We start from the raw sequence: 25,004 nt of genomic DNA on the forward strand, positions 1-25,004 counted from the left end.
ATTCATCACCGCTTGCGGTTTCGCTGGATTGGAGGCACTTATCCACCCGATCATTGCTGCCATGCCCATGCCGACTCCTGAACACTTGAGACTGGAAGAAGAAGCCCGACGTGTCCGGAACTGGAAGCGCTGGGGACCCTACCTCCCGGATCGCCAATGGGGAACCGTCCGGGAGGACTATTCCGCCGATGGATCGGCCTGGGAATCCTTTACCCACGAACAGGCGCGAAGCCGCGCCTACCGGTGGGGAGAGGACGGCCTTCTCGGACTCACCGATCGCGAATGCCGCCTCTGCTTCGCCCCGGCCCTCTGGAACGGCCGGGATCCCATCCTGAAGGAAAGGCTCTTCGGACTGACCGGACCCGAGGGGAATCACGGGGAGGATGTCAAGGAACTCTACTACCATCTGGACGCCACCCCCACCCACAGTTACGGGAAAGCACTTTACCGGTATCCACAAGAGCCATACCCCTACCAACGTCTGATCGACGAAAACCGGAACCGCGGGCTTCACGACCCCGAGTTCGAGTTGGCCGATACCGGCATTTTCGACGAGAACCGTTTCTTCGATCTGACGGTGGAGTACGCGAAGGCCGGGCCCGACGACAACCTCATCCGCCTGACCGTGGAGAACCGGGGACCCGACCCCGCCTCCCTCACGCTCTTGCCCACCGTCTGGTTCCGCAACACCTGGATCTGGGGATGTCGTCACGAGGGCTGCACTCTCAAACCCTCCATCCGAAGGGACAGCGACCATCGACTCCGTCTGCAACACCCCACTCTCGGCGGCTGGTTCTTCGAGATCGAGCCGGACTTCAGCCAGGCCAAACAGGCCTTCCTCTTCACCGAGAACGAGACCAATACCCGACTCCTCTACGGAACCGACAACTACACCCGCCATGTCAAGGATGCGTTTCACCGTTTCCTCATCCAGGGTGAAGCCGCCGCAATCAACCCGGAGGAGAGAGGGACCAAGGCGGCCGCCCACTGCCGCCTCGAACTCGAGCCCGGCGCGGAAGCCGTGATCCGCTGCCGGCTCCACTCCGGCGATGAGGCTCCGGAGCATCCTTTCGGCGACGGTTTCGACGGGATTTTCAGGCTAAGGATCGGTGAAGCGGATGCCTTTTACCGGGAAATCATCCCTCAGTCTCCGGAATCCGAAGAAGCCCGGGTTCAGCGAAGTGCCTATGCCGGACTCCTCTGGACGAAGAAATTCTACCACTATTCGGTAGCTGATTGGCTCGAGGGCGACCCGGTCACGGCCGCGCCCCCCGATCGTCGGAGATCGGGTCGCAACGCCGAGTGGCGGCACCTCTTCAATCGGGACGTGCTCTCCCTGCCGGACGGATGGGAGTACCCGTGGTTCGCCGCCTGGGATACCGCGTTCCACATGATCCCTTTCGCCCATCTCGACCCGTCATTCACCAAGGATCAACTGATCCTCTTCCTGCGGGAGTGGTATCTCCACCCCAACGGTCAGATACCGGCTTACGAGTGGGCTTTCAGCGACGTCAATCCGCCGGTGCATGCCTGGGCCTGTTGGCGCGTCTACAAAATGACGGCGGCGAAGGGTGAGCGCGACCTGTCCTTTCTCAAACGGGTCTTCCACAAGCTCCTCCTCAACTTCACCTGGTGGGTCAATCGCAAGGATCCCGACGGACGCAACATCTTCTCGGGGGGCTTTCTCGGACTCGACAATATCGGGGTTTTCGATCGCTCGAGACCCCTGCCCACCGGCGGGCACCTCGAGCAGGCGGACGGCACCGCCTGGATGGCTTTCTATTGCACCACCATGCTGGCCATGGCCCTGGAGCTGGCCGGCACGGATGAATCCTATCAGGACATTGCCTCCAAATTCTTCGAGCACTTCGTCGGCATCGCCGAAGCCATCAACACCTTCGGAGGCTCAGGATTGTGGAATGATGAGGACGGATTCTACTACGATCAGATCCACCATGACGGGCACGTCAGGCAGATCCGGGTGCGATCGATGGTCGGCCTCATCCCGCTCTTTGCCGTGGAAATCCTCGACGAGGAGTGTCTGTCCAGGGTTCCTCTCTTCAAGAAGCGGATGGATTGGTTCCTCACTCACCGTCAGGATCTCTCCCAGCTTTCCGCCTTCAGCGAAGTGTCCCGGAAGGGCGGACGCCATCTTCTCGCCATCCCCTCCCGGGATCAGCTCCAGAGAGTCCTCGCCCGGCTCTTCGACGAGGATGAGTTCCTCTCCCCTCACGGGATCCGTTCCCTTTCCCGGCATCACCGGAGCCATCCCTATCAGTTGAGCTGGGATCACCAGACCCATACCGTCGCCTACGAACCCGGCGAATCCGAAACCAGCCTGTTCGGTGGGAATTCCAACTGGCGCGGGCCTGTCTGGTTTCCGGTCAACTTCCTTCTGATCGAGGCGCTTGAACGGTACCACCATTATTTCGGCGACGCCTTCAGAGTCGAAGTACCCGCCCGTTCCGGACGATTCCTGAACCTTGCGGAGGCCGCCAACGAGATTTCACGCCGCCTGTCCCTGCTCTTTCTGCCTGCCGCCGACGGTCGACGGCCGGCTGATGGCGCTCAGGCACGAACGAATGATCCGATCCTCTTCCATGAGTACTTTCATGCGGAGACCGGAGCCGGCCTCGGGGCCAGTCACCAGACGGGCTGGACCGCGCTTGTGGCCAAATTGCTCGAGGACCAGGGTCGGCGCGGACGCGGCTAGCCCTCGATGGCGGCTTCGCGCTTCGGCAGGAAATCCCGGTAATAGGCATCGACGCAACGGGGGCAGAGTCCGTGAGATATGTCGCTGTCCGGGCAGGCCAGGGCCAGATCCGGCAGCCATTCCCAGAGCCCGGACTTCAGGCAATTGCGAACCCGCTGGCAGTGGCAACACTGGAGGACCAATCCATCCGAACTGCGATGCACTTCCGGCTGGAAACGAGAAGCCTCCGAACGTCGGATGGTCTGAAGAAGGTGATGGGTCACCAGAAGACCACTCCTGTCATGAAGCGGTTGGATCGTCTCACGGTACCAGCGGTAAACCCGCCCCGCTTCCCCTCCATAGAGGGCCCCATAGGGGCGCCCGTCTTCCAGGCATCGGTGATAGATCCGCCGGTAGTGCTCGGCATAAAAGCCCATGAAAGCCTCCAGGACCGGAAAACCCAGTCCGTAGCGACGAAGCCACTTCCGCCCGCCAGCCCGCAACGCGGCCTTTCTGTAAGCGGCGTTCATGCCCCTGATTCGGAAATCCCTATCCAGGACATAGACACTATCGAGGCTCTCCCCCAGACGGCCAAGGCGGTAGCCGAGCAGATGGTCACGAAACTCCGGGTCCACCGTGAAGGTGGAACGGTTCCCGACCCAGTTGGTCGTTCTCTTCGTCTCGATCATACTTGGCCCCAATTGCCTCCCACCGCTCATCCGACACCAAGAACCCGGTTTGGTTCTGCAACATTCCCCGCGCCTCCCGGCGCAGACCACAGCAAACACCCGAACTCCCTGAACGTCAACTCATAGGGAGCTATTCAGCCGGCTCTGGCACCGTTTCCCGGCCCGGATCCCCGGTCGGGTTGGGGATGATCCGGTGGGCTTAACCGCTCAATCATGGGTCCAGCCGCGGTCAACCGTGATGAACTGACCGGTGATATCCCTGCTTTCAGCTGAAGCGAGAAAGGCAAAAACAGGCTCCACTGATTCCGGCGTCTGCCGCCCCGGTAGGGCCTGACGTTCGTCAACACGATTGGCCACCGCCGCCTGATCAGGAAAGAGCCGACGCTCCGTTTCCGTCTGCACCGCGCCCAGATGCACTCCGTTGACCCGTATTCCCAGGGGACCCAGGTCGCGGGCCAGACCGCGGGTCAGACCCACGATCCCTCCCTTGCTCGCGATATAGTGGGCGAGATGGGGCAGACCCGTTCTGAGCGTGATGCTCCCCACGTTGAGAATAACACCGGATCCCTGCGCCTTCATGATGGGGATGACCGCCTGACAGCACCGCCAGGTTCCGTGAAGATTAACCCCCACCACCGACTCCCAATCCTCGGCCGTCATTTCATCCGCCGGCTTCCGCGGATAGATTCCCGCGTTGTTCACCCAGACGTCAATCCGGCCGAACCGCTCCATGATGGCCGCAACCGCGGACTCGACCGAGGCCGGCGACGTCACGTCCAGAGCAACCGGAAACGCCGGCTTCACTTTGTCACGGAATGCGGGGAGGTCGTAAAGCGCCGCCACCACCCGGCCCCCCCGGCGGCCAAAGCCCTGAACGAGACCAAAACCGATACCCTCGGCGGCCCCGGAAATCACACAGACAAGATCATTGAGTTCCACGCCCATTGGGTTCCTTCAGGTTCATTGGGACCGAAGTGACCCCAGGGGTCAACGCCCGGCCGCCGGCCCCGTGGTGTTCGCCCCTGCCGGATCAGTGCACCTCGACCCGGACGGATCGGGTCCGATGTCTGTCATCACCGGCAGACTCGAACCAGGCTACCCCTTCGGCCACCAGGTCGACCGTCAGCATATGAGACCCGGGCGCCAATAGCGGCAGGGTGATGGAAACAGTCTCGACCTCCCCGGGCGCCAGTCTGCGGCCGAGTGGAACTCGGGCGATATCGCGATGGATCGTGCCGTCCTTCCCCGTGCAGTCATGGACCCCAACGTAGACCTGACCGACCCCGCCTCCGTCCGACCACAGCCAATCCGCATCCCCGATGTTGGTCACCTTCAGATTCAACACGGTATTTTCACCCGCACCGAGGTCCACACGATCCGGTTCGGTCTCGATCAATCCCGCCAGACCCTCCCTCCGTCGGGAGTCCAATTCGACCGGTCCTTTCGCCAGGAAGAAGACCGTGCGGCCCTTGAGCGATCGTTTCAGCTCTCTGGCCAGCCGCCACCCGAGCAGAAGGCGACGGGGCGACCACCACGAGGAATTCACCGCGGTTCGCCAGGATGCAAGGTCCTGCCGGGCCTTGATCACGGTCTCCCACCCGGAGAATTGGAATCCAAGCCGCTCAGCGACCGGTACGATCGCATCGAGACGGACGTCGTTCTCCAGGACCACGTGATTGGCCATTTCATACTGAGACATCGGACTGCGGGAATGCAGGAATCCCGGTTCGGCAAATCCCACCACTCCACCGGTCTTCAACACCCGGAAGACTTCCCCGAGCACCTCCTCCCAATTGGGAATGTGATGCAGGGCTTCAAAACAGACGATGCGGTCAAAGGTCTCCGCCGGGTGATCGATGTTTCGACCGTCGAAGACTTCATATTCCAGTCTTCGCAGGTCGACGAATGGAAACCTCGCGTTTGCCCGCCGCCCTATATCCAGAGCTGTTGCCGATGGATCACATGCCGTCACCCGGCAACCCAACTCGTTCAGATAGCGGGACAACCAGCCGGTTCCGGCCCCCAGGTCCAACACCCGCATGCCCGGACCCAATTGCAGCCCCCTCAAGAGAAACCCCACCTCAAGCAGCAATTCACTGGCATCTTCCGGTGAGGACAGGGGCTTTCGCTCATGAAATCCGGTGTCGACGATCGATGCAAAATAACGCTCCGCACCTTCACAAATGTCCTCCGCCGTGAAGCGCTCAATGATTTCTCGGGGATCAATCACGACTCTATTGCGGGCCTCCACCCCATCGACTGGCCTATCGGTTTCATTCTCATGACAGATTCCGGACACGAGAGAGACACTTGCAGCGGTCCGGGGTCAACGTCCGTTGCGGCTACCTTACTTGAGGAGCCCGATCGGAGCATCCGGCGTCTCCGTCATGGGAAAGACACGCCCGCCCGCCTTGCGATAGGCCAGTCTTCGGAAATCGAGTGACGTCTGCCCCGGACCGTCAAAGAGCAGGCCACGGTCGGCCGCTGCTCCAAATCCGGCCCGCCAACCCATCGGGCTCTTCGCCAGGACGACCTGCGCGTTCTCCGGATCAAGATCCACCGCTTCGTAAAACGCCGGATCCGCCCCAAAGGCCGCGTTGGAGCTGATCACAATCCGCAGTTGACCCACCCTGAGGACCACGGTCCGCCCCACGCTGAAGGCGCTCCCGGTCAGAACACCACCCCGGGCGCGGTAGGAGACCGCCCCCCGGAAATCGACCGCATCCGCAGAGACCGCCACTCCCGGTCGGCCCAGAACGAACGTCGTGTCCCCCGCCTCGGCCCGCCGAACCGCTTCGGGATCGACCACCCAGAGCAGCCCCCTACCCGGAAGCCGGTCCGCCAGCGGGATCAACCGCCGCACCGCCTCGGAACTGCGTCCGTCCGACCCACCGGTCGTGGCGTCAGCCGTATCAACAAGAATCCAGCCAGGGCGCCGCTTCTGGAGCAGTGACGACTCGATCGAGCCCCAGTCTTTCAGACCGGTCACCCAGGATTTCCGCTGAGCATACCAGGCAGACGCCAAACCCAGGGCTTCAGTCTCAGCCAAGACCGGGTCCGTCCCGGTCACGACCACGCAGGAACCGAGTTCATCGATGTCGAGCCACGGCTGGACAGGAAAGAGGCTGACGTCCTCAATACCCGGCAGCTCCTCCAACCGCCGGGCCCGCGCCAGCATCCCGGCAAACCGACCCTCACCGTCGTGAGTATCGGTCGGAGGGATGAGGGCCGCCATCCGTGCAGCCACCACCTTGCGGTCGTTCCGATGGCGGAGCAGGAGTCGGGCCGCCCGCCTCCCGGTCTCGACGAAATCGGTATGCGGCATCGTCCGGTAGGCGGTGATGCCATTGGAATGGCCCATCATCCTTCGCGTGACGTTGGCATGAAGGTCGAGCGACAGGATCAGCGGGCCATCGAAACCCGCCTCCGCACGGATCATCTCAAGAAGAGCGCCTTCCACGTCGTCCTCACCGATCGCACAGGCCGCTCCGTGCAGGTGCAGGATCAATCCGTCCGCCGGCAACCCTCTGCCGATGGCGGCTCGGAACGCCTCGGTAATCGTCAACAGAGCCTCCCGGCTCAGACGCCCGGCCGGCGAACCGCAGACCGCGGCCAGGCAGGGAGCCGTTGCCCAACCCGCCCTTTCCAGCACCTCCAGGCTGCCGGTCATCTGGGACGGCGCGCCAACCGCCCATTCGCGGATCGCCGATTCTTCCGTCAACCAGGTTCCTCCCTCCACAAACGATTCCATTCCGGCCTTCTCCGGATTGAAGGTGTTGCTTTCAAAAAGAAACTGGAGGATGACCGCACGCATCAGGCCCTTGGGGTCCGGCCAAAGACCGACTCCAGCATCCCCCGCAGATAGCCGATCGCGAAAAGGTTGCCCCTGAGTCCGTATCCATCATTTGGACCCTCCTCGCCGACCAACTGCGGCACGTGGTCCGAACGAATCGCGCCGCCGTATCCGATCTCCCGATAGGCTTCGAAAACCTTCCGCATATCCGTGGGACCATTGTCCGGAAAGGTCTCCCGAAAGTGAAGCAGCACCCCTTCCACATCGCGCAGGTGAACAAAGTGAATACGCGCGCCGAAGTGGTGAACAAGGGCGGTCAGGTTCTCGCCCAGCTCCGCGAAGCAACCCTGGCAGAAGGTCAGCCCATTGACCGGACTCGGTGCAATCGCGAAAAGCCGGTCAAAGGCCTCGCGGCTGCGCATGATTCGGGAAAGCCCCCAGATCGGTGAAAGAGGTGGGTCGTCCGGATGCATGGCCAGGTTGACTCCCGCCGATTCGGCCGCCGGCACCACGCGCCGAATGAAATATTCCAGGTTGTCCCACATCTCTTCATCCGTCGTCTCGCCGAGCCCCGTCCTGAACTCCGGATCGAGACCGGCTGCATCGAAACTGCTGGTCAGGGCACCGCCGCGCTCCCTCGTCACGGTCGAGGTCCGGACGACCATGGCATCATCGAGGATCTGCGGCATGAAATTGTAGCAAAGCGTCCGGATGCCCAGCCGGCCCATCTGATCAAGACTGCGCTTGTACTGCTCGATCTGCGCATCCCGTCCGTCCAGACCCAGGACAATACGGTCCATGGGCGGTCCGCCTTCCACCACCGACAACCGCAGACCGAACCGGGCCGCCCGGTCGCACTCGGCCCGGAGGGACTCGAAGTCCCCCGGCATGCCTGCCATGTCGTAATAGACCCAATCCTCCACTCCGAGCTGGACCAGGAGCTGGAGGTTTTCGTCGGTCTGGGGCTGAATGACGGCGGACAAACGCATCTTCGACCGTTATTGCGGCAAAGGTTCGGCCGGGCCTCGGTCCGGCGGCAGCCCCGCTTCGCCCAGCACCCGTCGCTGAATTCCCGATACACCCTGGTGGATCATGACGATTTCGACTGGTCGGCCGGACAGCTCTTCATTCAGCCGCTCCTGCGACCTCTGCAATCGGGACAGGATTCCCAAATCCGACCAGGAGGACAGCGGAACCGGAACCTCCAGCAAGAAGGCTTCGTTCTCGATCCGCAGACCGGCGACATCCGGTCGGTCTGCAGCAAAAACCCCCTCTTCCGTCAAAACGCGACCGACGGTCTCCGTGACATCGGCCGGGATGTCCCCGGCAGGGAAAACCAAATCCCCGCTTTCTCCAACCTCGACCGGCTCGCCTTCGAAATCGAAGGGCGGCGTCATCGGCACCAGAGCCGTCATGGCCAGCAGGACAACCGCCACCGGGAGCGCCGCAACCAGACTGATGCCAACGCCCCTCCAGAGGGAATGGCGAAGACCGCCCCGGGCAAAATGTGCGGCCAGCGCCCTGCCCTGAAGGCGATCGGCCAGCATCCAGATCAACCCCGTATAGATCAGCGGAACCGTCACTCCCGGCACCTGCTCAACCCAGGATGGCGGCAATCCGACCATCAGGCCGACAAGGGCAAGGGTTGCGACGCCCCCCTGGATGAGGGCGTTGCGTGCCGCCCGGGGCTCATTCAACCTTCGGTAATTGACCGAAACCAGCCAGCCGGCGGCCAGCGGACCACCCAGAAAGGAGGCCAGAGCAATGGTCGGCACCGAATAGAGCGGCACCTCGGGGGACGGCAGTGACTCGACTTCCTTGGTTTCCATTACAGAAAGACCACCCTAAAGGGGATTGGGGAAGACCGGCCAGCCCGAATACCGGCAGGACCCCGCCCGTCGCCGGCCTCCCTGGGGTGGGTTCCACCTTCCTGCCGGGAAGCTCGAACCGCCCGTTTGTAACATAATACGTTACAAACAGGTCAGGGCCAAGATGCTCCGAAACAGGCCGCTCTTGGGGGGGTTGACCCCGGCCGGTTCTTCCACTTGGTTGCCCTTCCGTTCCGATGAAACCGATCACCCGACTGAACAGCGATGAGCTTGAGGAGATTTTCTCCCGCGCTTCGGGTCCCGGTGGACAGAATGTCAACAAGGTATCGACCCGGGTCAGTCTCCGGCATGTCCCGACGGGAGTCACCGTCCATGTCCAGGAGGCCCGGACCCAGGCCGGCAACCGCCGGATCGCCCGGGAACGCCTTCTGGAATCACTGATCGAAAGACAGCGGGCGGAAGCCGCCGAGAAGAAGGCGATCCGGGAGAAGAAGCGGCGCAGCAATCGACCCAAGCCAGCCAAGGTCAAACGGGTCCAGGTCGAGGGCAAGAGACGGCGATCCGAGACCAAGCGGCTTCGTCATCGCATTGACGACTGACCGACCGCGACGCGGCCATGGTCAGGCCGACAGTTTGAGAATGGCACCGATCGCGGCCGCGTCGATGTCTTCACGCTCGCCCAGACGCATCCTGTTTTCAGAGAAACGCGCCACGATGGGCTCGGTCTGCTTGAGATCCACCCCATGGTCGATCAGCCGTGTCGGCACCCCAAGTTTGTGGAAGAATGCCTCCGTCCGGGCAATGCCCAACTCGATGACGGCCGCGTCGTTCGACCCCGACAGACCCCATACCCGCTTGGCATATTGCAGGAGCTTGCCTTTCTTCTCCTCCTTCTGGTGCCGAAGCAACCCCGGCAGGACCACGGCCAGAGTCCGCGCGTGATCGATTCCGAAGAAGGCGGTAAGTTCATGCCCGATCATGTGAGTCGCCCAATCCTGGGCCACCCCGACACCGATCAATCCATTGAGCGCCTGAGTCGCCGCCCACATGATATTGGCCCGGGTATCGTAGTCCTTTGGATCCTTCAACACCCGCTCCGCCTGCTCGATCAGGGTCAGGAGAATTCCCTCCGCCTGGCGATCCTGGAGTGGCGTGTCGAGGTCGTAGGTCAGGTACTGCTCGAGCACGTGGACAAAGGCATCGACGATTCCGTTGGCCACCTGACGTTCCGGCAGGGACAAGGTTGTCTCCGGGTCAAGAATGGCGAATTTCGGATAGCAGGCCTCGGATCCAAAAGCCAGTTTCTGCCTGGTTTCCTCGCGGGAAATCACTGCAAAAGTATTCATCTCCGATCCCGTGGCCGGCAAGGTGAGGACGGCACCGAGAGCAACCGCTTCCGCCACGGGTATCCGCTTTTCCAGGATATCCCAAGCTTCGCCCTCGAAGCGCGCGGCGGCGGCGATGAACTTGACGCCGTCAAGAACGGAACCGCCCCCGACCGCGAGAATGAAATCGATCTTCTTTGAGCGGACGACCTTAACGGCCCGCATCAGGGTCTCATACTGAGGATTGGCCTCAACCCCGCCGAACTCCACCACGGAGCGCCCGTCGAGGGCTTTCATGACCTGGTCGTAGACTCCGTTCTGCTTGATCGATCCTCCGCCATAGACGACGAGAACCTTTGCATTGGGCTCCAGAAGATCCGCCAACTTCGCAATGGTGCCCCGGCCGAACTCTATCCGAACCGGATTGTAATAGGAAAAATTGTTCATGGAGCCGACTATACCCGATGTCGGGCCGAGGTAAAGCGTTCGACAGAGAACGGAGATGGCTCACGGCGATCCGGGGATCGCGGAAACGAGAGGACCCAGCCGGTCGATGATCTCCATGTCCGCCCGCCCATTGTGATAGGGGCAGATCCAGAGATTGATCTTGTCCGTCGGGATGGCTCCGCCCTCGGGCGCAATCGACCGGAACCATCCGCCGTTTTCATGGTCGACGAGTTCTTTCTCGATAAAGTCCCAGACCCTCCCGGCCGCGGCGAGAAACCGGCCGCCTCCGCATACCTGCCAGGCATTGAGGAATCCCACAACCGCTTCCGCCTGGGGCCACCAATCCCTGGTCCGGTCCGTCGGGCCGTTCGGCTCGCCCGCATAAAGGATGCTGCCATCATCGCCGACCCCGTCGGCCAGGGTGGCCTCGGCAATCTGAACGGCGGCGTGCCGCGCTCTTGCGATCTGCGCCCGGTCCCCCAGCAACTCGGCCGCCTGGAGGATCAGCCACGCAGCCTCGATGTCATGTCCGTAGGAGATTCCGGTCGAAAGAACCTTCCAGTCTTCGTCGAAAAAGAGATTCAGATGCCCGGTCGTCTGATCGAGAACCCGATCCATCATCAGGTCGACCAGATCATGCTGGGCCTTGCGCAGACCCTCGTCCGGCCATACCTTCAGAAGGTTCGTGAATGCCTCCATCAGGTGAAGATGGGTGTTCTGAGACTTGGCTCCGTGACCCACATCCATGACGGCGGCGGAGGTCGAATCCTCCCGCTGCCAGTCCGCCGTGAACAACTCAAAATAGCCGCGATTCACCGTGTCGCGGGCATGGGTATCGATCAATCCATAGAGAGTGATGGCCTGTTCGAGAGCCTCGGGATGACTGGTTGCGCGGTGGTACTCGCTCAGGGCGTAGATGCCGAATGCCTGCCCATAAACATTCCGGGAGTTGTCCAGCGGTCTCCCATCCGCGGTGACGGTCCAGTGGAGACCACCGTTGGCCTCATCCCAGAAGCGATCAAGCAGATCACGGTAGGCGCGATCAGCCATTCCCAGATAACCGGCATCCGGCCAGCGTTCATGGGCAGCCGAGTAGGTCCAGAGGATACGGCTGGTCAGAAGGGCCCCTCGCGGAGCCTCACGATCGACGGTTTCACCCAGCCCCACCCGGCCGAAAAAGCCTCCCAGCTGCTGGTCGGGCGCGGTTCGGGTCCAGTAAGGGAGCAGGTTCTCCCGCAGGTCGGCTTGAGCACGGGCAACAAGGCGGGCAATCAGATCGGATGACATCGAAATGATATCCTCAGACACCGTTCCTCCGCTGGCAAGGAAGTCCGCCCATCCGGGCAAGACTGTTCCTGTCCTTTTTCCGCTCGACAGCCCGCTCCCCCAACAGAACACTGCGCCTCTGGTCACGGGGCGTAGCTTAGCCTGGTAGAGCGCCTGCTTTGGGAGCAGGAGGTCGGGAGTTCGAATCTCTCCGCCCCGACCAATCAGTCATTGCGCCTCACGCTCTCAACATCGGTTGAGCATCCCCTTACCGCTTCCTTTACCGCAGGTACGAGCGGAGGCGGGACGCTCAAAATGCCGATGCCTGTTCCCAAGAGTGCGTTCACCAAAGGGCATCGACCAGCCAGTTCGCCGCACAACCCGACCGAAATCCCATGGGCCTCGCTGCAGACGATCTTCAGCAGTCTGAAGACTGCAGGATGATCGTCCCGGAAATAGCGGGAAACATACGAATTCTCGCGACCCGCCGCCATGGTGTATTGGGTGAGGTCATTCGATCCAATATTGAGAAAATCGGAAACGCCCGCAATCTCACTTGCACAAAGGGCAGCAGCGGGCGTTTCGACCATTGCTCCGAGTGGGGGCAATGTCCCGAATCCGAGTTTCGATCCGACCCGGACGAGTGCGACCCTCACCTTTCTCATGTCATCAACGGTCGTCACCATTGGAACGATGATCCGAACATCGTGTTCACGGGACAATCGCAGCAACGCTCGAAGTTGCAGGTCCAGGTAATCCGGATAATCCAGCAGAAAGCGAACACCGCGCCGACCAAGAAAGGGATCCGATTCCGACGGAAGGGACAAATAAGGCAGTTGTTTGTCGCCGCCGATGTCCAGGAGACGGATCGAAACAGGCTTGCCCTTCATCGGATCAATCGCCTTCGACATGCCGGCCACGAGCTCCTCCTCATCAGGGAGCATCGTACGAGCCATAAAGAAGATCTCGATGCGAAAGAGACCGATACCATCGGCACCATTCCCGGCGGCAGTCTCCGCATCGTGGCGATTTCCTATATTGGCCATCACGGGGACCGCCACCCCGTCACGCGTTACCGCTGGCAGATTACTGAGCTTTTTTGCGGCCCTCTCTCCCGAATAATACCTTCCCTTTCGACTTCTGAACTCGGTCAGGCCGGGTTGGTCCGGCCTGATGGTGACCGTGCCGCGCAGTCCGTCGAGAAGCAGAAGGTCTCCCGTGGCAACCCGATCCAGAAGACCCGTCACCCGAGAAACACCCGGAATACCCAACTGGCGGGTCAACAGGGCGCAATGGGATCCGGGGCCACCGCGCTCCACGACGACTCCCCGAACCGATCGGCGGGAGAAAAAAACCGTGTCGGAGGGTAGGAGTTTTCGCGCTACGAGGATGCTGCCCTTGGGCATCCTCTCCAGGGAGTGCGATTGAAGACCTGCCAGCGACCGCAGGAGCCGGCGGGCCAGGTCCGCGATATCGTCACCGCGCTGCTCAAGGAGGTCATTGCCCATCGTCCGGAATTTCCGCTCCCATCGGCCCAGGACCCGCTTCAGGGCGCATTCAGACTTGACCAACCCTTTCTCGATTTCCGCCCGTATCTCCCCGATCAGGGCGAGATCCCGGAGCATTTCCTCGTGGGCACGGAAAATATCTCCCACCCCAGCCTCAAGCTCCTGCTCAACGCGATCGGCGGATAGGCTCAGATCGACAAGAACCTTGGCGATCGCCCGTTCGCAACGCATGCATTCCTTGTCGACCTCGTCCGCCCCGATTTCGCAGTCCAGGAGGTCGCGCTCAAGAATATCCTCAAAGACAAAGGCGCGCCCCGCCGCCAACCCCGGAGAGATGGAAATGCCTGAAAGGACTTCATTCGTCCCAATGCTCATCCGCTTCATCAGTTTATTGGCAAAGCGATGCCACCGACAAGGATTCCCGTTAGGAAATACACGATCTTGACTGCGAGAAAGTCCCGCCTCGAATGCGCCCGCCTCAACAGGATACTGTGCGCAGCCTGAACCAATGAACCGGCCAAAAGGATGACTGCAACAAAGCTCGAGATGGTCAACGTCTCGCTCGAAATGCCGATGAGCACTGCCATGACTTCTGCTGGGAACCTCTGGGCGCTTCATCCGGGGCCGCACCGTCGCAGACTTATTCGGATTTCACCGTGCCCCAAAGGCCCCGAATCGAAAACCCCAATGGGCGTTCCTTGCCCGAATCGCTGTCTTCTTCATTTCCTCCATTTCCTTGTGAAGTAGCGTCGCCCGGCATGCTCGACTGCCGCCAGTTCCTGTCTTTCAAGCAGCCTTTCCACACACGCCCACCCGGCCTGGTTCCGCTGCAGCAACTCGCGCACAGCCTCCTCCCGAAGGGGGTGGACAGCCGTGATCCTCAAGAGGTCTTCCTCCGGATCGCCGGTCGAGGCAAAGGCGTTGCCCTCATAGCCGATGAGGTATTCCACTCGTGGAACGGCCTCGGCAAGAACCTGAAAGACTGCGGTGACCACATCCTCGCACGGGCTTCGTACTCCCGGCTCCGCCGGAGGACGGGTTGGAATGGAAAGAAAGGCCTTCGAAGGCCTGAGTCGGCCCAGAAAATCGGCCAGATCCCGGGCATGTCCCATTCCGTCATTCACCCCCTCCACCAACATGGTTTCGGTGACGAGTTCTCCCGCGAAGGATCGAGCAAAGTCCAACACCCCCGACAAAATAGTGCAAAGATCGAGACGTTGGTTCGGTCGGTTGAGCCGGTGCCAGATCCGGTCGTCCACCGCATCCACCTTCAACGAGACCCAATCGGCCTGCGCCAAATCGTGCCGAACATCCGATCGGTCGATCAGCGACGCATTGGAAATGACCGCTATCGGTCGATTCAACGAACGAAGAAGCCCGATCGTCGAACCAAGATTCACATCAAGAGTGGGCTCACCGTCGGGAACGATGGTGAGATAATCGACCGGCAAATCGGCTTTTTCCAATTGTCTGCGAACATCGGTCAGGATCGTCTCGGGCTGGTGGAAGATACGACGCTCAATCCCCATATCCGTTGTCCGACCGACTTGGCAGTAGGTGCAAGAGTAAGAACAGTTCTTGGGAGGAATGGTATTTATCCCGAGGCTTCTCCCCAGCCGTCTCGAAGGGACTGGTCCAAACGCAATCATTGCCTTTCAGAAGAGGCACCGCCCTGCCGGGCTACCGTATCAAGCCGCCGCGCGATCCAGCGGACTTCCGTCATGGGCCTTATAGCACCCGAGGCCGGGTCGCCCGGAAAAGACGAAACAAAAGCAGACCGTGGATGGTCCCGGCACATCTCCCAACCGAACCTATCCGTTTGCCTGGATGCGTCAAGTAGACCAGGAGTCCTCCTCAGCCCGTGCCCTCGCGGATCAGGAGGACATTGGACGCATTGATGACCACCCTGTAGTCGCGGCCATCCTTGCCTTTCTGTCTCAGGATGAGGAATTCTCCGCTCGCCTCGATTGCCGTCACATTGTGGATCTCATCGACATGGTCAAAAGAGACGACCACCACGGTGATGCTGTAGGATGCCTTGAGGCCGTTGAACATCCTGGCCCACTGGCCGGCCCGGAGAGCGATTGGATTCGGCTCCACCGCGGTTTGGCAGACCACGGGCGAGGCAAAGGCCAGCGTGAGGGCGCAGAGGCAGGCAATAGTCAGTCTGTTCATGATCAAGGCGTTTTCCGGGTCAATCGAGGAGCCCGCCTTCTTTGAACGGCAGGATTGGCACCGGGATTAGGCGCAGAGGACCCCTGGCCGGGAAATCCGTCATTTTCGTCTTCACCGAGAGGGTTCCGGTTGTTTCAGTAGACCCGCCAGACCGATGAGGACGCCCACCCCCACGACCAGTCGCCTGCCCTTCAATCGGGGTTTGGTTTGGGCGATCGGGTCGCTCGGCGCAATGATTTTGGGGCAGGTTGTCTTCCCGCAAGGCAGAGAACCCACCCTGGTCCGCTTTTCGCTTCCGGAATTGCTGGAACAGGCATCGGGTGCCTTCGCGGCCGGAGACTTCGGGTTGGCGGCCGATCTTTTCGCGTCAGTCGAACGGGACTACGGCGATGAAGAGGCCTGGCAGAGCGGCGATCTGCCTCGCCGGATTCTGCCTCTCCAGGGCTACGCCGAGCTGAAGGCGAACCGAGCTGCTGCCGCCGCTCAAACGCTGGCCTCCTTTCTAGATCGGTATCCGGATGACCGATCACAGGATGCCTCGGTCCGCTATACCCTCGCCATGGCCCTGCGAACCTCGGGACGGGCCGAGGAAGCGCTGGCCGCCTTCAGGGATTTCCTCAACACCCATCCGGAGGACGGTCAGAGCACCCTGGCGCGTTTCCAGGAGGCCGAACTGCTCTTTCAGCTGGATCGGTCTGCCGAAGGCCTGGCGGTTCTCGACCGGATACAGGACGGCGATGCCGCGCCGAGCCTGAAACTCCAGGCCCGTCTCCTCGGCCTGAGGCGAGCCATCGAGAATGCACAGATTGACGAAGCAACACGTCGCCTTCTGGCCTCGCCCTGGCAGGCACCCGACATGCCGGAAATCGCGGTTCTCGCATTCGCGGGACTCGACCTCGGGGATCGGCTTCTCGAAGCCGACCGGCCGGCCGACGCGATCCGCGCCTACCGCCTGGTTCCCCCGAAGCAACGCCTCATCGAATTGCAGCGGGAGCGGCTGTCCGGCCTTGAGGCCCGTATCGATCGGTCGATGCCCCTCGCCCGCGATGCCGGCGCCGCCTTCTGGATCGAATTCTATGACGGAATGATCACTCGGATGAGGGCACAACTTGCCGCCCTCGAAGGAAGCGGAGACTACACCCCCTCACTCATGCTCAGGCGGGCCCAGGCCTTCCTCCTCGCCGGGCGCCCGCGGGAGGCCTGGCTGGTCAGCGAGGCACTGGCCACCGATGAGATGCTGCCCCCCGAGGTCCGCGAGGAGGCCCATTATCGCTGGATCCTCGCGGCCGGAGGACTCGATCGATGGGACGACGCCCTCGCGATCGGCCGTCGATTCGTCGAGGATTACCCCCAGTCGGACCGAGCCCCGGGAGCCTTCTATACAATGGCCCAGGCCCACCTGGAACAACGTCGGTTACCCGAAGCCGCGGAGGTGCTCAGCGACCTGATCGAGCGGTTTCCCCAGGACAGGTTGCACGGACGTTTTCTGTTTCTCCGCGGCTACATCCGGACCCTCCAGGAGGACTTTGCACCCGCCCGGGCCGACTTCGAAGAAGCGATCCGGACCGATCCCCGGGGAAGCCTCGCGATCAATTGCGGCCTCTGGCACGGACTGACCTTCTTTTTCGAACGCGACTACCCGGCCGCCCGCGGAGAGCTGGAAGCCCTCCTGGCCAAGGCGGAGAAACATCCCTTGTACCCGGAAATCAACTACCGAATCGCCTCGATCCGCTACGCCCAGCGGGACTACGAGGGTGCCGAGCTGGAACTGGGGGCATTCCTTGACGCCTTCCCGGGACACGCCCGGGAGGCGGAGGCGCGGGTCCTCCTCGGCGACACCCTGATGGCCGGGGGGAAGCTCGAGCCGGCCCTCGAAGTCTTTCGTCGGGTTCCGCCCGAAATGGCCGCACAGGAAACCTACGCCGTCTTCCAGATTGGGAAGATCCTCAAGGCGCTCGAGGACTACGAGGCCCTGGGCAACCATTTCCGCACCTACGCCGCCCGGGACAACCAACCTCCACGGGTGAGCGAGGCGCTCTACTGGGTCGGGTGGGCGGAAAACCGGATGGAACACCCCGATGAAGCCGAGCCGGTGTTTCGCGATGCCCTGGAGCGTTTTGGAAACGATCCCCAGGCGACGGAAATCAACGCCATTCTGACTGGTCTTGAGCGGCTGAATCGCCGAACGGATCCAACCGGTGAGGCCTTCGCGACGTGGGTGGAACTCGAGCGGATCGACGCCCGCGCCGGGGGTCGATTCACCCTCTTTGCCCGGCTCAACCTGTTTCTGGCAGATCGTCATCTTTCAATGGATCGACCCTACGCAGCCGAAGCGCTCATTCTGGAAATCGCAGCCGAGGCGCCGATCGAGGATCTCGGTCCTGTCGCGCTTGGCCGGGTCGGCACGGTCCTGATGGAGATCGGCGCACCGTCGGCCGTTGGATATTTCGAGCGACTCCTCGAGACCTACCCCGGAAGTTTCGAGCGTGCCTATGCCTGGTACGGACAGGGCAAACTGGCCGGCGAGGCGGGTGATGACATCACAGCCATTGCCTGGCTGGATCGTTGTCCGACGGAAGCTCCGGGTCATCCGATCGTTCCCCGCGCCCTGCTCGCCGCCGCGGAAGCCCGTCTCAATCTTGGCCGGACCCGGGAGGCCGAAGCCGGATTGAAGGAGCTTCTCGGGATGAAGAGTGCCCGGGGTCGGCTGCATGCCGAAGCGCTTCGCGCACTCGCGGAGACCGCTCTGGCCGATGGTGACAGCGCCCGGGCCATCGCCTGCTTTCAGCGGATCTACACCCTGTATCAGGCCTACGATGACCTCGTGGCCGAAGCCTGGTTCCGGAGTGCCGGTCTCTTCGAAGAACGAGGAGACCTGTCCGCCGCCTACAATTCCTACCTCCAGTTGGCGACCAACGAACGATTGCAGGATTCGCCGTTCATCGGCCCGGCCATCAAAGCCCGCGACCGGCTCGAACCCAGGATCCAGACTGTGGAGGAACCTTCGCCATGAACCGCTTTCCCCTGCTGCGCGTCGGTCTGGCACTGGTCCTCCATTGCGTTGTTCACTTGCAGGCCCAACCGGACCCATTCGCCCACCAGGCCACGATCGTCACCACGACGGGAAAGGTCTACCGGGGATGGCTGGACGGATACCGGGACGACCGGGTCCGACTGCGTATCGCGGCCGACCGCGGTGAGGCGATCTACCAGTTTGCCCCTGATGAAATCCGCTCGCTCGTCTTTCCCGATGCCGACCGGGCGGAAGAGGTCATGACCCCCGCAGAATCCATCACCGATGACCATGTGCTCGCGATCCTCGAGGAGGTCTGGGCCGGACGTGCCGCCTACCTGCCCGCTCTCGACCGGGCCAACCGCGGGCCCCTGTTGGCTTACGCCGAGGGTCTGCTCAAGGCGGGTCGACCAATGGAAGCAATCGCCCGGGCCCGTCGGATGAGCGGCCTCGACCTCGATGAGTCCGAGACTGAGCGCATGGCAACCGTCCTCCTCCTCGGCTATGAAGCCGCCGGACTCCATGAAGAGGCGGCCATCCTGGCCGAAAACTGGTGCCGGAAGCATCGGCCGTCGGGACCCTCGGTCATCGGTTGGGCCGTTCTCGTCCGGCAGGGACTTCGGGACCAGAATTGGGAATCCGTTCTCTGGCTCGGCCTGCATCCCGTCGCTTTCGGATGCGACGCCGGAGCGATCGGACTCGATCATTGCTATGCCGCTGTCATCTCCGCATCTCTGGAGACTGACGATGCCGCCACCGCGGTCACCCTCTTCAACGAGATGCAGGAGCGGGGCATTGAGTGGCCCGAAGGCGAGCCCCTTTTTGCCGAAACGTTGAGGCTGATCGAAACCGCCTTACGGCCGGAGACACCTCCAGAGGAACCCGCACTGGATGAGGAACCCGTCGGTCCGCCGATCCCCGACCCCTGGTTGACCCTGGAGGCCGTTCGCCGGGTTCTGGCCCAACCCGGTTCTTGAACCTCTTTCCTGATCATGAAACAGTCCCCTCCCATGTTCCGTTGCACCGCGTCTTTTCTCGGCCTCCTGATGGCCACGGCATCCTTGCAAGGGGCCGACCGCACCACCAACGGCGGCGACCTCAACCTCTGGGGCCTGATTCAACAGGGCGGCTGGGCCATGTATCCACTCGGCCTCTGCTCGATCGTCATGCTCTTCCTAATTCTCCATGCCGTCCGGGAAACCAAGGCCGGCCGGTTCATTCCCGACGACCTGATCGATCGGCTCCTGCCGCTCGTCCGAAAACGGGAGTTCAGTCGCGTCTCGGAGCTGCTGGCGGCACGCCAGACCGTCCTGACCCGCTCGCTCGAAGCCGGACTGCAGCGGGCGCGCTCCGTCCTGCCCGACGCCAACAAGGCACGAGTCGAAGAGACCGTATCGGAAGGCCTCGAGCATGAAGAAAACGCCATCGGCCAATGGATCAACTACCTGAATGTCGTCGCCACGGTCGCCCCGATGATCGGACTTCTGGGCACGGTCAGTGGAATGATCGGGGCGTTTCAAACCATCTCTGCAGGCGGAATGGGGCGCCCCGAACTTCTCGCTGGTGACATCGGCGAGGCTCTCATCACGACTGCGGTGGGGCTCGTCATCGGCATACCCGCCATGGTCGCCTACTTCATCCTGCGCGCCCGCCTCGACAATCGCATGATGGCGACCGCACGCGAAGCCGGACGCATCCTCGATCAGCTCGACGCGCCCGGCCCGGAAAACGAAAGCGACACCTGACGGATCCACCGGCCGGGACCCGCTGCGATTTTGGTGGTTTTTTCCACCCGAATATGGCCATATGCCCTTCACAATTATGCCTGCTCCCAAGACGAAATCCGACATCGGACTCATCGGCCTCGCGGTCATGGGTCAGAACCTGGCTCTGAATATCGCCGACCACGGCTTCCGCACCTCGGTCTTCAATCGAACGACCGAAAAGACTGTCGCCTTTGTCAACGAGAACCCGGACACCCCGGGTGGTCTGGTCGGGTCTGCCACCCTCGAGGAATTCGTCGCGACCCTGAAGCGTCCCCGCCGGATCATCATCATGGTCCAGGCGGGCAAGGCCACCGACGCGGTCATCGACGGCCTGGTTCCCCTCCTCGACCGCAATGACATCATCATCGATGGCGGCAACTCCAAGTGGACGGACACCATCCGTCGGGAGAAGGAACTGAAGGAGAAGAAACTCCGCTTCATCGGCTCCGGTGTATCCGGAGGCGAGGAAGGCGCTCGTTTCGGTCCCGCCGTCATGCCGGGCGGCGATCCCGATGCCTACAAGCATCTTGAGCCGATCTGGAATGCCATCGCCGCCAAGGTCGACCCCAGGACCGGAAAGGAACTCACCGGGGCCGCACCCGGCAAGCCGATCATCGGTGGCGAGCCCTGTGCGGCCTATATCGGGCCGGACGGCGCCGGGCATTACGTCAAGATGGTGCACAACGGCATCGAATACGGCGACATGCAGATGATTTGCGAAGCCTACGACCTGATGGGATCGCTCCTTGGTCTCTCCGCCCCGGAAATGGGCAAGGTCTTCGCCAGGTGGAACAAGGGGGCGCTTGACTCCTTCCTCATTCAGATCACGGCCGACATCCTCAAGCAAAAGGACCCGGTGACCGGCAAACCTTTTGTCGACATCGTTCTCGACACCGCGGGGCAGAAGGGCACCGGCAAATGGACCTCGGTCAACGCTCTCGACATGGGAACTCCGGCCCCGACCATCGCGGAGGCCGTCTTCGCCCGATTCGTCTCAGCCGTCAAATCCGAGCGGGTCGCCGCTTCCAAGGTGCTCAAGGGCCCGAAGAAGACCTTCAAGGGCGACCGCAACAAGTTCCTCAAGGCGATCCACGACGCCCTCTACTGTTCCAAGATCTGTTCCTATGCCCAGGGTTTCCAACTCATGCGGTATGCCCAGGAGGAATACCATTGGGAACTCGACTTCGGCCGGATCGCCCAGATCTGGCGTGGCGGCTGCATCATCCGCGCCGCCTTCCTCCAGAAAATCACCGAGGCCTACAAGCGGAAGCCCAAGCTGGCCAACCTCCTGCTCGATCCCTACTTCAACGCCACCGTCCAGAAGGCCCAGAAGAACTGGCGGACCGTGGTCGCCATGGCGGCCGAGAACGGCATTCCCGTGCCAACCTTCAGCTCGGCCCTCGCCTATTACGACAGCTACCGTTCGGAGCGGTTGCCGCAGAACCTGCTCCAGGGGCAGCGCGACTTCTTCGGCGCACACACCTACGAGCGCGTCGACCAGCCCAGGGGCAGGTTCTACCACATCGACTGGCCGGAAAAGAATCGTCCCCAGATGGAGATGTGAGGAAGTGACCCCGGCAAGAGACTGCCGGGGCTACACCACCAATGCAGGACGTCCCCGTTCAGGCGTAGCTGCCGCCCTGGACGATGCCCAGATCCTTCCGTCGTTGTGTCCGCTCCCTGGCGGCAGCCTTCTCGTAGCCGCTCCGGCGGTGGGCGAGGAGGGGATCGGCAGCCAGTCCCTTCTTCTTCCGCCAGAGCTCAATGGCCGGGCGCACGTCGGTCGCGAAGGCATCCTTGAGGAGGTTTTCCGCGCCGATGATATCGCCCCTGTTCTGCAGGACCCTGAGTTTCCGGTGATCGACCAGGGCCGCTTTGGACCACAACTCCTGGGCCGTCATCACGGTCTGGATCATCGCCTCGATTTTCGGCTTCAGATTGTGCGACTGATCGACCATGTAGGCGATATCCGGATACTTTCCGGAATCGGCCGCAAAGGCGTGAATCTCGTGGAAGATGCGGAAGATCTGGTAGGGATCGATTGAACCGAGGGTCAGGTCATCGTCGGCGTAACGCCGGTCGTTGAAGTGGAAACCGCCCAGCATGCCCTCGTCGAGAAGGAGGGCGACGATCTGCTCGATGTTCTGTGCCTGATAATGGTGACCGGTGTCGACGAGCACCCGGGCCCTCGGACCGGCCTTCTTCGCCAGGAGGTATGCCATGCCCCAGTCGGCGATGTCGGTATGGTAGAAGGCGGGCTCGAAGGGTTTGTATTCGACCAGCACGATCTGGTCGCCCTTCAGGCGCTGCTGGGTCGCTTTCAGGCCCTCCTCAAAGAGGTGCTTGCGGCGGCGGATGTCGTCCTGCCCCGGGTAGTTGGTGCCGTCGGTGAACCAGAGGGAAAGGTAGCGGCTGCGGACCGCCTTCTGTATTTCAATACAGTCAAACACATGATCGAGAGCGGCCTTCCTGACCTTGGCGTCCGGATTGGCGAAGGATCCGAGCTTATAATGCTGATCCTGGAAAACGTTCGGATTGATCGAACCGACCGCCACCCCGTTCTTCCTGGCCAGCCGGGCGACCGCCTTGGGATCCCCGCCGGGCTGGAAATCCCAGAGCACGTGGACCGCAACAGAAGGGCAACAGCCGGTGACCGCGTTGACCTGACCGGCATCGGCAAACTTGTCCGCCGTGTCGATGGCCGCGGCGGCCTGGAAGAACTTTCCAAACCGGGTCCCGGTATCGGCAAAGCCCCAGCTGGGCACTTCGATCTCGAGCTTGGAAAGCGACTGGACTATCTTGTTTCTTTGGGTGGGCGTCATAAGTGGTCTATGGCTGGAAAGACGGTTCGATTACTCGGTATGGGCTCCCTTCTGGAACCTTCCGCGCAGCGCGAAGAGGAGAGCGAAGGCGACAATGAGGACAGCGGGAAAGAGGGTCATATGGGCAAGGGTGCTTTGTCCGGCGGCGAGTTCGACCGCGTCTCCGGAGAGCCCCTCGGCCACGGCCGCGCTGCGGGCGGAATCGATCCAATTGCCGATGATGGGGTTCCAGATGGAAACGGCGAACATGCCGGCACCCCCCATCAGGGACATCCCGAGTGCGCCCGTCTTCGGCAGGTATTCGCCGGTAAAGCCGATCATGGTGGGCCAGAAGTAACAGACACCGAGGGCAAAGACGATGGTCGCGACGTAGACCATGCCGCCGGTGGCCCGGCTGAGCATGAAGAGGCCGATTGCGGCGACGACCGCGGAGAGCAGCAGAACCCCGACGGTGTGCAGGCGGTGCACAATCACTCCGGCGAACTGCCGGCCGACCGCCATCAGGCCGGTTCCGAGGGCCAGAATGATCATGGGCTCGGCCCCGCTGCTGCTGAGGATGCGGCCGACCCATTGCTGGGTGCCCAGCTCGGTCGTGGCGGTCAGGGTCATGCAAAGGATCATGAAGAGGTAGAGCGGTCCGAACAGGCTGCGGATATTGGTCGAGGTGGACGTTTCGATATTCTCCGACTTCGGGAAGGGTTGGGAGAAGACAAGCCATCCATAGGCGGCGGTCGGAATGAGCATGACCGCGATCTGGGCCTGCCATCCCAGGCTGGCGCCAGTCATGAACTGTGAGATGAGCGCGCCGATGACGATGCCGCCCGGGAACCAGACATGGAACCGATTGAGCATCGTCGTCTGGTTCTTTGGATACATGTCGGAAATGAGCGGGTTGCAGGCCGCCTCGACCGAACCGTTGGCGAAGCCGATGAAGAAGGTCGAGATGAGCAGCCCCCAGAAGCCACCCGCAAAGATGGTCAGCAACAACCCGGCCAGATGGCCGACGAAGGCAACATACAGGAGGTTCTTCGCTCCAAGGTAATTGTAGAGCAATCCGCCCACCATCATGGCGACCGGGAATCCGAGAAAGGCCATCGAATTGATCCACCCAAGCTGCGTGTCCGTCAGGGCAAAACTCAGACTGAGTTCGGTCAGGATGCCCGCGCGGATGGCGAAGGTCATCGCCGTGACAATCAACGCGAGGCAACTGGCAAGAAACAGGCGGGAGGGATTGGGAGACGTGGTCATGGATGGGGGAGGGGTGAGGTTTGAGGAAGAGGAACTGACTCTGGGAAGAGGTTGATAAACAGGGGCGCGACCGGGGGCAAGCCACTGGGTGGACTTTTCCCTCCGGCCTGTTCAATGTCCGACGCCATGAAGAACTCCATCCTGCCCGTCTTCCTTCTTGCCGCCGTCCTGACCCTCCCCGCGGCCCATGGCTCCCTCGACCGGCTGAACGATTCGCCCCGCCACCAGGAATGGGTGAACATCCCATCCAACGGCAGGATTTTGAAGGCGTTTCTGGTTTACCCGGAGGTGAATCGCCCGGTGGCCGCCGTCATCATCATTCATGAGAACCGGGGGTTGACCGATTGGGTTCGGACCGTGGCCGACCGGCTGGCGGAAGCAGGCTACCTGGCAATCGCCCCCGACCTGCTTTCCGGAAAAGGGCCGAACGG

20 protein-coding genes and 1 tRNA gene are annotated in these 25,004 nt (G+C 61.9%); 8 read left to right on the top strand and 13 right to left on the bottom strand.

Annotated features, from left to right (window positions below; translation table 11 throughout):
* Positions 1-67 precede the first annotated feature (67 nt).
* Positions 68-2,713: a hypothetical protein gene (locus R3F07_20140; GenBank protein ID MEZ5278703.1), complete on the top strand. Its 2,646-nt coding sequence runs from the start codon at positions 68-70 to the stop codon at positions 2,711-2,713.
* On the opposite strand, the gene R3F07_20145 is transcribed toward R3F07_20140, so the two are convergent.
* The 6 genes from R3F07_20145 to R3F07_20170 all read right to left on the bottom strand — a co-directional run bounded on the left by R3F07_20145 (position 2,710) and on the right by R3F07_20170 (position 9,003).
* Positions 2,710-3,381 (bottom strand): PAS domain-containing protein, encoded by a 672-nt coding sequence (locus R3F07_20145; protein MEZ5278704.1) that lies wholly within the window; start codon positions 3,379-3,381, stop codon positions 2,710-2,712. The two genes, R3F07_20140 and R3F07_20145, sit on opposite strands and share 4 nt — an antisense overlap.
* A gap of 207 nt (positions 3,382-3,588) precedes the next feature.
* The gene (locus R3F07_20150) at positions 3,589-4,326 is read right to left on the bottom strand and encodes an SDR family oxidoreductase (protein MEZ5278705.1); all 738 of its coding nucleotides are present in this window, start codon (positions 4,324-4,326) and stop codon (positions 3,589-3,591) included.
* 85 nt (positions 4,327-4,411) lie between these two features.
* Positions 4,412-5,611, bottom strand: a complete 1,200-nt coding sequence (locus R3F07_20155; protein ID MEZ5278706.1) for a methyltransferase domain-containing protein — start codon at positions 5,609-5,611, stop codon at positions 4,412-4,414.
* Between the two features lie 117 nt (positions 5,612-5,728).
* Entirely contained in the window at positions 5,729-7,195 is a 1,467-nt protein-coding gene (locus R3F07_20160) for a M81 family metallopeptidase (GenBank protein MEZ5278707.1), read from the bottom strand.
* Complete coding sequence (locus tag R3F07_20165; protein MEZ5278708.1) at positions 7,195-8,163, bottom strand: mannonate dehydratase; 969 nt, start codon at positions 8,161-8,163, stop codon at positions 7,195-7,197. The genes R3F07_20160 and R3F07_20165 overlap by 1 nt, the downstream gene beginning before the upstream one ends.
* 9 nt (positions 8,164-8,172) lie before the next feature.
* On the bottom strand, positions 8,173-9,003 hold the full coding sequence (locus R3F07_20170; protein ID MEZ5278709.1) for a hypothetical protein: 831 nt from the start codon (positions 9,001-9,003) through the stop codon (positions 8,173-8,175).
* Positions 9,004-9,239: 236 nt separating this feature from the next.
* On the opposite strand from R3F07_20170, the gene R3F07_20175 reads away from it, so the two are divergent.
* The gene (locus tag R3F07_20175; protein ID MEZ5278710.1) at positions 9,240-9,602 is read left to right on the top strand and encodes a peptide chain release factor-like protein; all 363 of its coding nucleotides are present in this window, start codon (positions 9,240-9,242) and stop codon (positions 9,600-9,602) included.
* 21 nt (positions 9,603-9,623) lie between these two features.
* Here R3F07_20175 and R3F07_20180 read toward each other — a convergent pair whose 3' ends face one another.
* Positions 9,624-10,775, bottom strand: coding sequence for an iron-containing alcohol dehydrogenase (locus R3F07_20180; protein MEZ5278711.1), 1,152 nt, complete (start codon positions 10,773-10,775; stop codon positions 9,624-9,626).
* A 60-nt stretch (positions 10,776-10,835) separates the two neighbouring features.
* Positions 10,836-12,062 (bottom strand): AGE family epimerase/isomerase, encoded by a 1,227-nt coding sequence (locus R3F07_20185; protein ID MEZ5278712.1) that lies wholly within the window; start codon positions 12,060-12,062, stop codon positions 10,836-10,838.
* A 125-nt stretch (positions 12,063-12,187) separates the two neighbouring features.
* Here R3F07_20185 and R3F07_20190 point away from each other — a divergent pair.
* A tRNA-Pro gene (locus R3F07_20190) sits at positions 12,188-12,264 on the top strand.
* A gap of 1 nt (position 12,265) precedes the next feature.
* On the opposite strand, the gene ptsP is transcribed toward R3F07_20190, so the two are convergent.
* The 3 genes from ptsP to R3F07_20205 form a co-directional block, all read right to left on the bottom strand.
* Positions 12,266-13,924 carry a phosphoenolpyruvate--protein phosphotransferase gene (gene ptsP, locus R3F07_20195; protein MEZ5278713.1) on the bottom strand — a complete coding sequence of 553 codons (1,659 nt, stop codon included), beginning with the start codon at positions 13,922-13,924 and terminating at the stop codon, positions 12,266-12,268.
* A 344-nt stretch (positions 13,925-14,268) separates the two neighbouring features.
* The gene (locus R3F07_20200) at positions 14,269-15,198 is read right to left on the bottom strand and encodes a radical SAM protein (GenBank protein MEZ5278714.1); all 930 of its coding nucleotides are present in this window, start codon (positions 15,196-15,198) and stop codon (positions 14,269-14,271) included.
* Positions 15,199-15,403: 205 nt separating this feature from the next.
* Positions 15,404-15,724, bottom strand: coding sequence for a hypothetical protein (locus R3F07_20205; GenBank protein ID MEZ5278715.1), 321 nt, complete (start codon positions 15,722-15,724; stop codon positions 15,404-15,406).
* Positions 15,725-15,878: 154 nt separating this feature from the next.
* On the opposite strand from R3F07_20205, the gene R3F07_20210 reads away from it, so the two are divergent.
* The 4 genes from R3F07_20210 (at position 15,879) to gndA (ending at position 22,067) form a co-directional block, all read left to right on the top strand.
* Positions 15,879-18,737: a tetratricopeptide repeat protein gene (locus R3F07_20210; protein ID MEZ5278716.1), complete on the top strand. Its 2,859-nt coding sequence runs from the start codon at positions 15,879-15,881 to the stop codon at positions 18,735-18,737.
* Positions 18,734-19,714 (top strand): hypothetical protein, encoded by a 981-nt coding sequence (locus R3F07_20215; protein ID MEZ5278717.1) that lies wholly within the window; start codon positions 18,734-18,736, stop codon positions 19,712-19,714. The genes R3F07_20210 and R3F07_20215 overlap by 4 nt, the downstream gene beginning before the upstream one ends.
* Positions 19,715-19,729: 15 nt before the next feature.
* Entirely contained in the window at positions 19,730-20,482 is a 753-nt protein-coding gene (locus R3F07_20220) for a MotA/TolQ/ExbB proton channel family protein (GenBank protein ID MEZ5278718.1), read from the top strand.
* Between the two features lie 76 nt (positions 20,483-20,558).
* The gene (gndA, locus tag R3F07_20225; protein MEZ5278719.1) at positions 20,559-22,067 is read left to right on the top strand and encodes an NADP-dependent phosphogluconate dehydrogenase; all 1,509 of its coding nucleotides are present in this window, start codon (positions 20,559-20,561) and stop codon (positions 22,065-22,067) included.
* Between the two features lie 58 nt (positions 22,068-22,125).
* Here gndA and R3F07_20230 read toward each other — a convergent pair whose 3' ends face one another.
* The gene (locus tag R3F07_20230) at positions 22,126-23,325 is read right to left on the bottom strand and encodes a TIM barrel protein (GenBank protein MEZ5278720.1); all 1,200 of its coding nucleotides are present in this window, start codon (positions 23,323-23,325) and stop codon (positions 22,126-22,128) included.
* A gap of 30 nt (positions 23,326-23,355) precedes the next feature.
* Positions 23,356-24,573 (bottom strand): MFS transporter, encoded by a 1,218-nt coding sequence (locus R3F07_20235; protein MEZ5278721.1) that lies wholly within the window; start codon positions 24,571-24,573, stop codon positions 23,356-23,358.
* Between the two features lie 126 nt (positions 24,574-24,699).
* Here R3F07_20235 and R3F07_20240 point away from each other — a divergent pair.
* Positions 24,700-25,004: dienelactone hydrolase family protein (locus R3F07_20240; GenBank protein ID MEZ5278722.1), on the top strand; the 305-nt coding region annotated here is incomplete at its 3' end.

The organism is Opitutaceae bacterium, from assembly GCA_041395105.1.
Taxonomy (GTDB): domain Bacteria; phylum Verrucomicrobiota; class Verrucomicrobiia; order Opitutales; family Opitutaceae; genus B12-G4.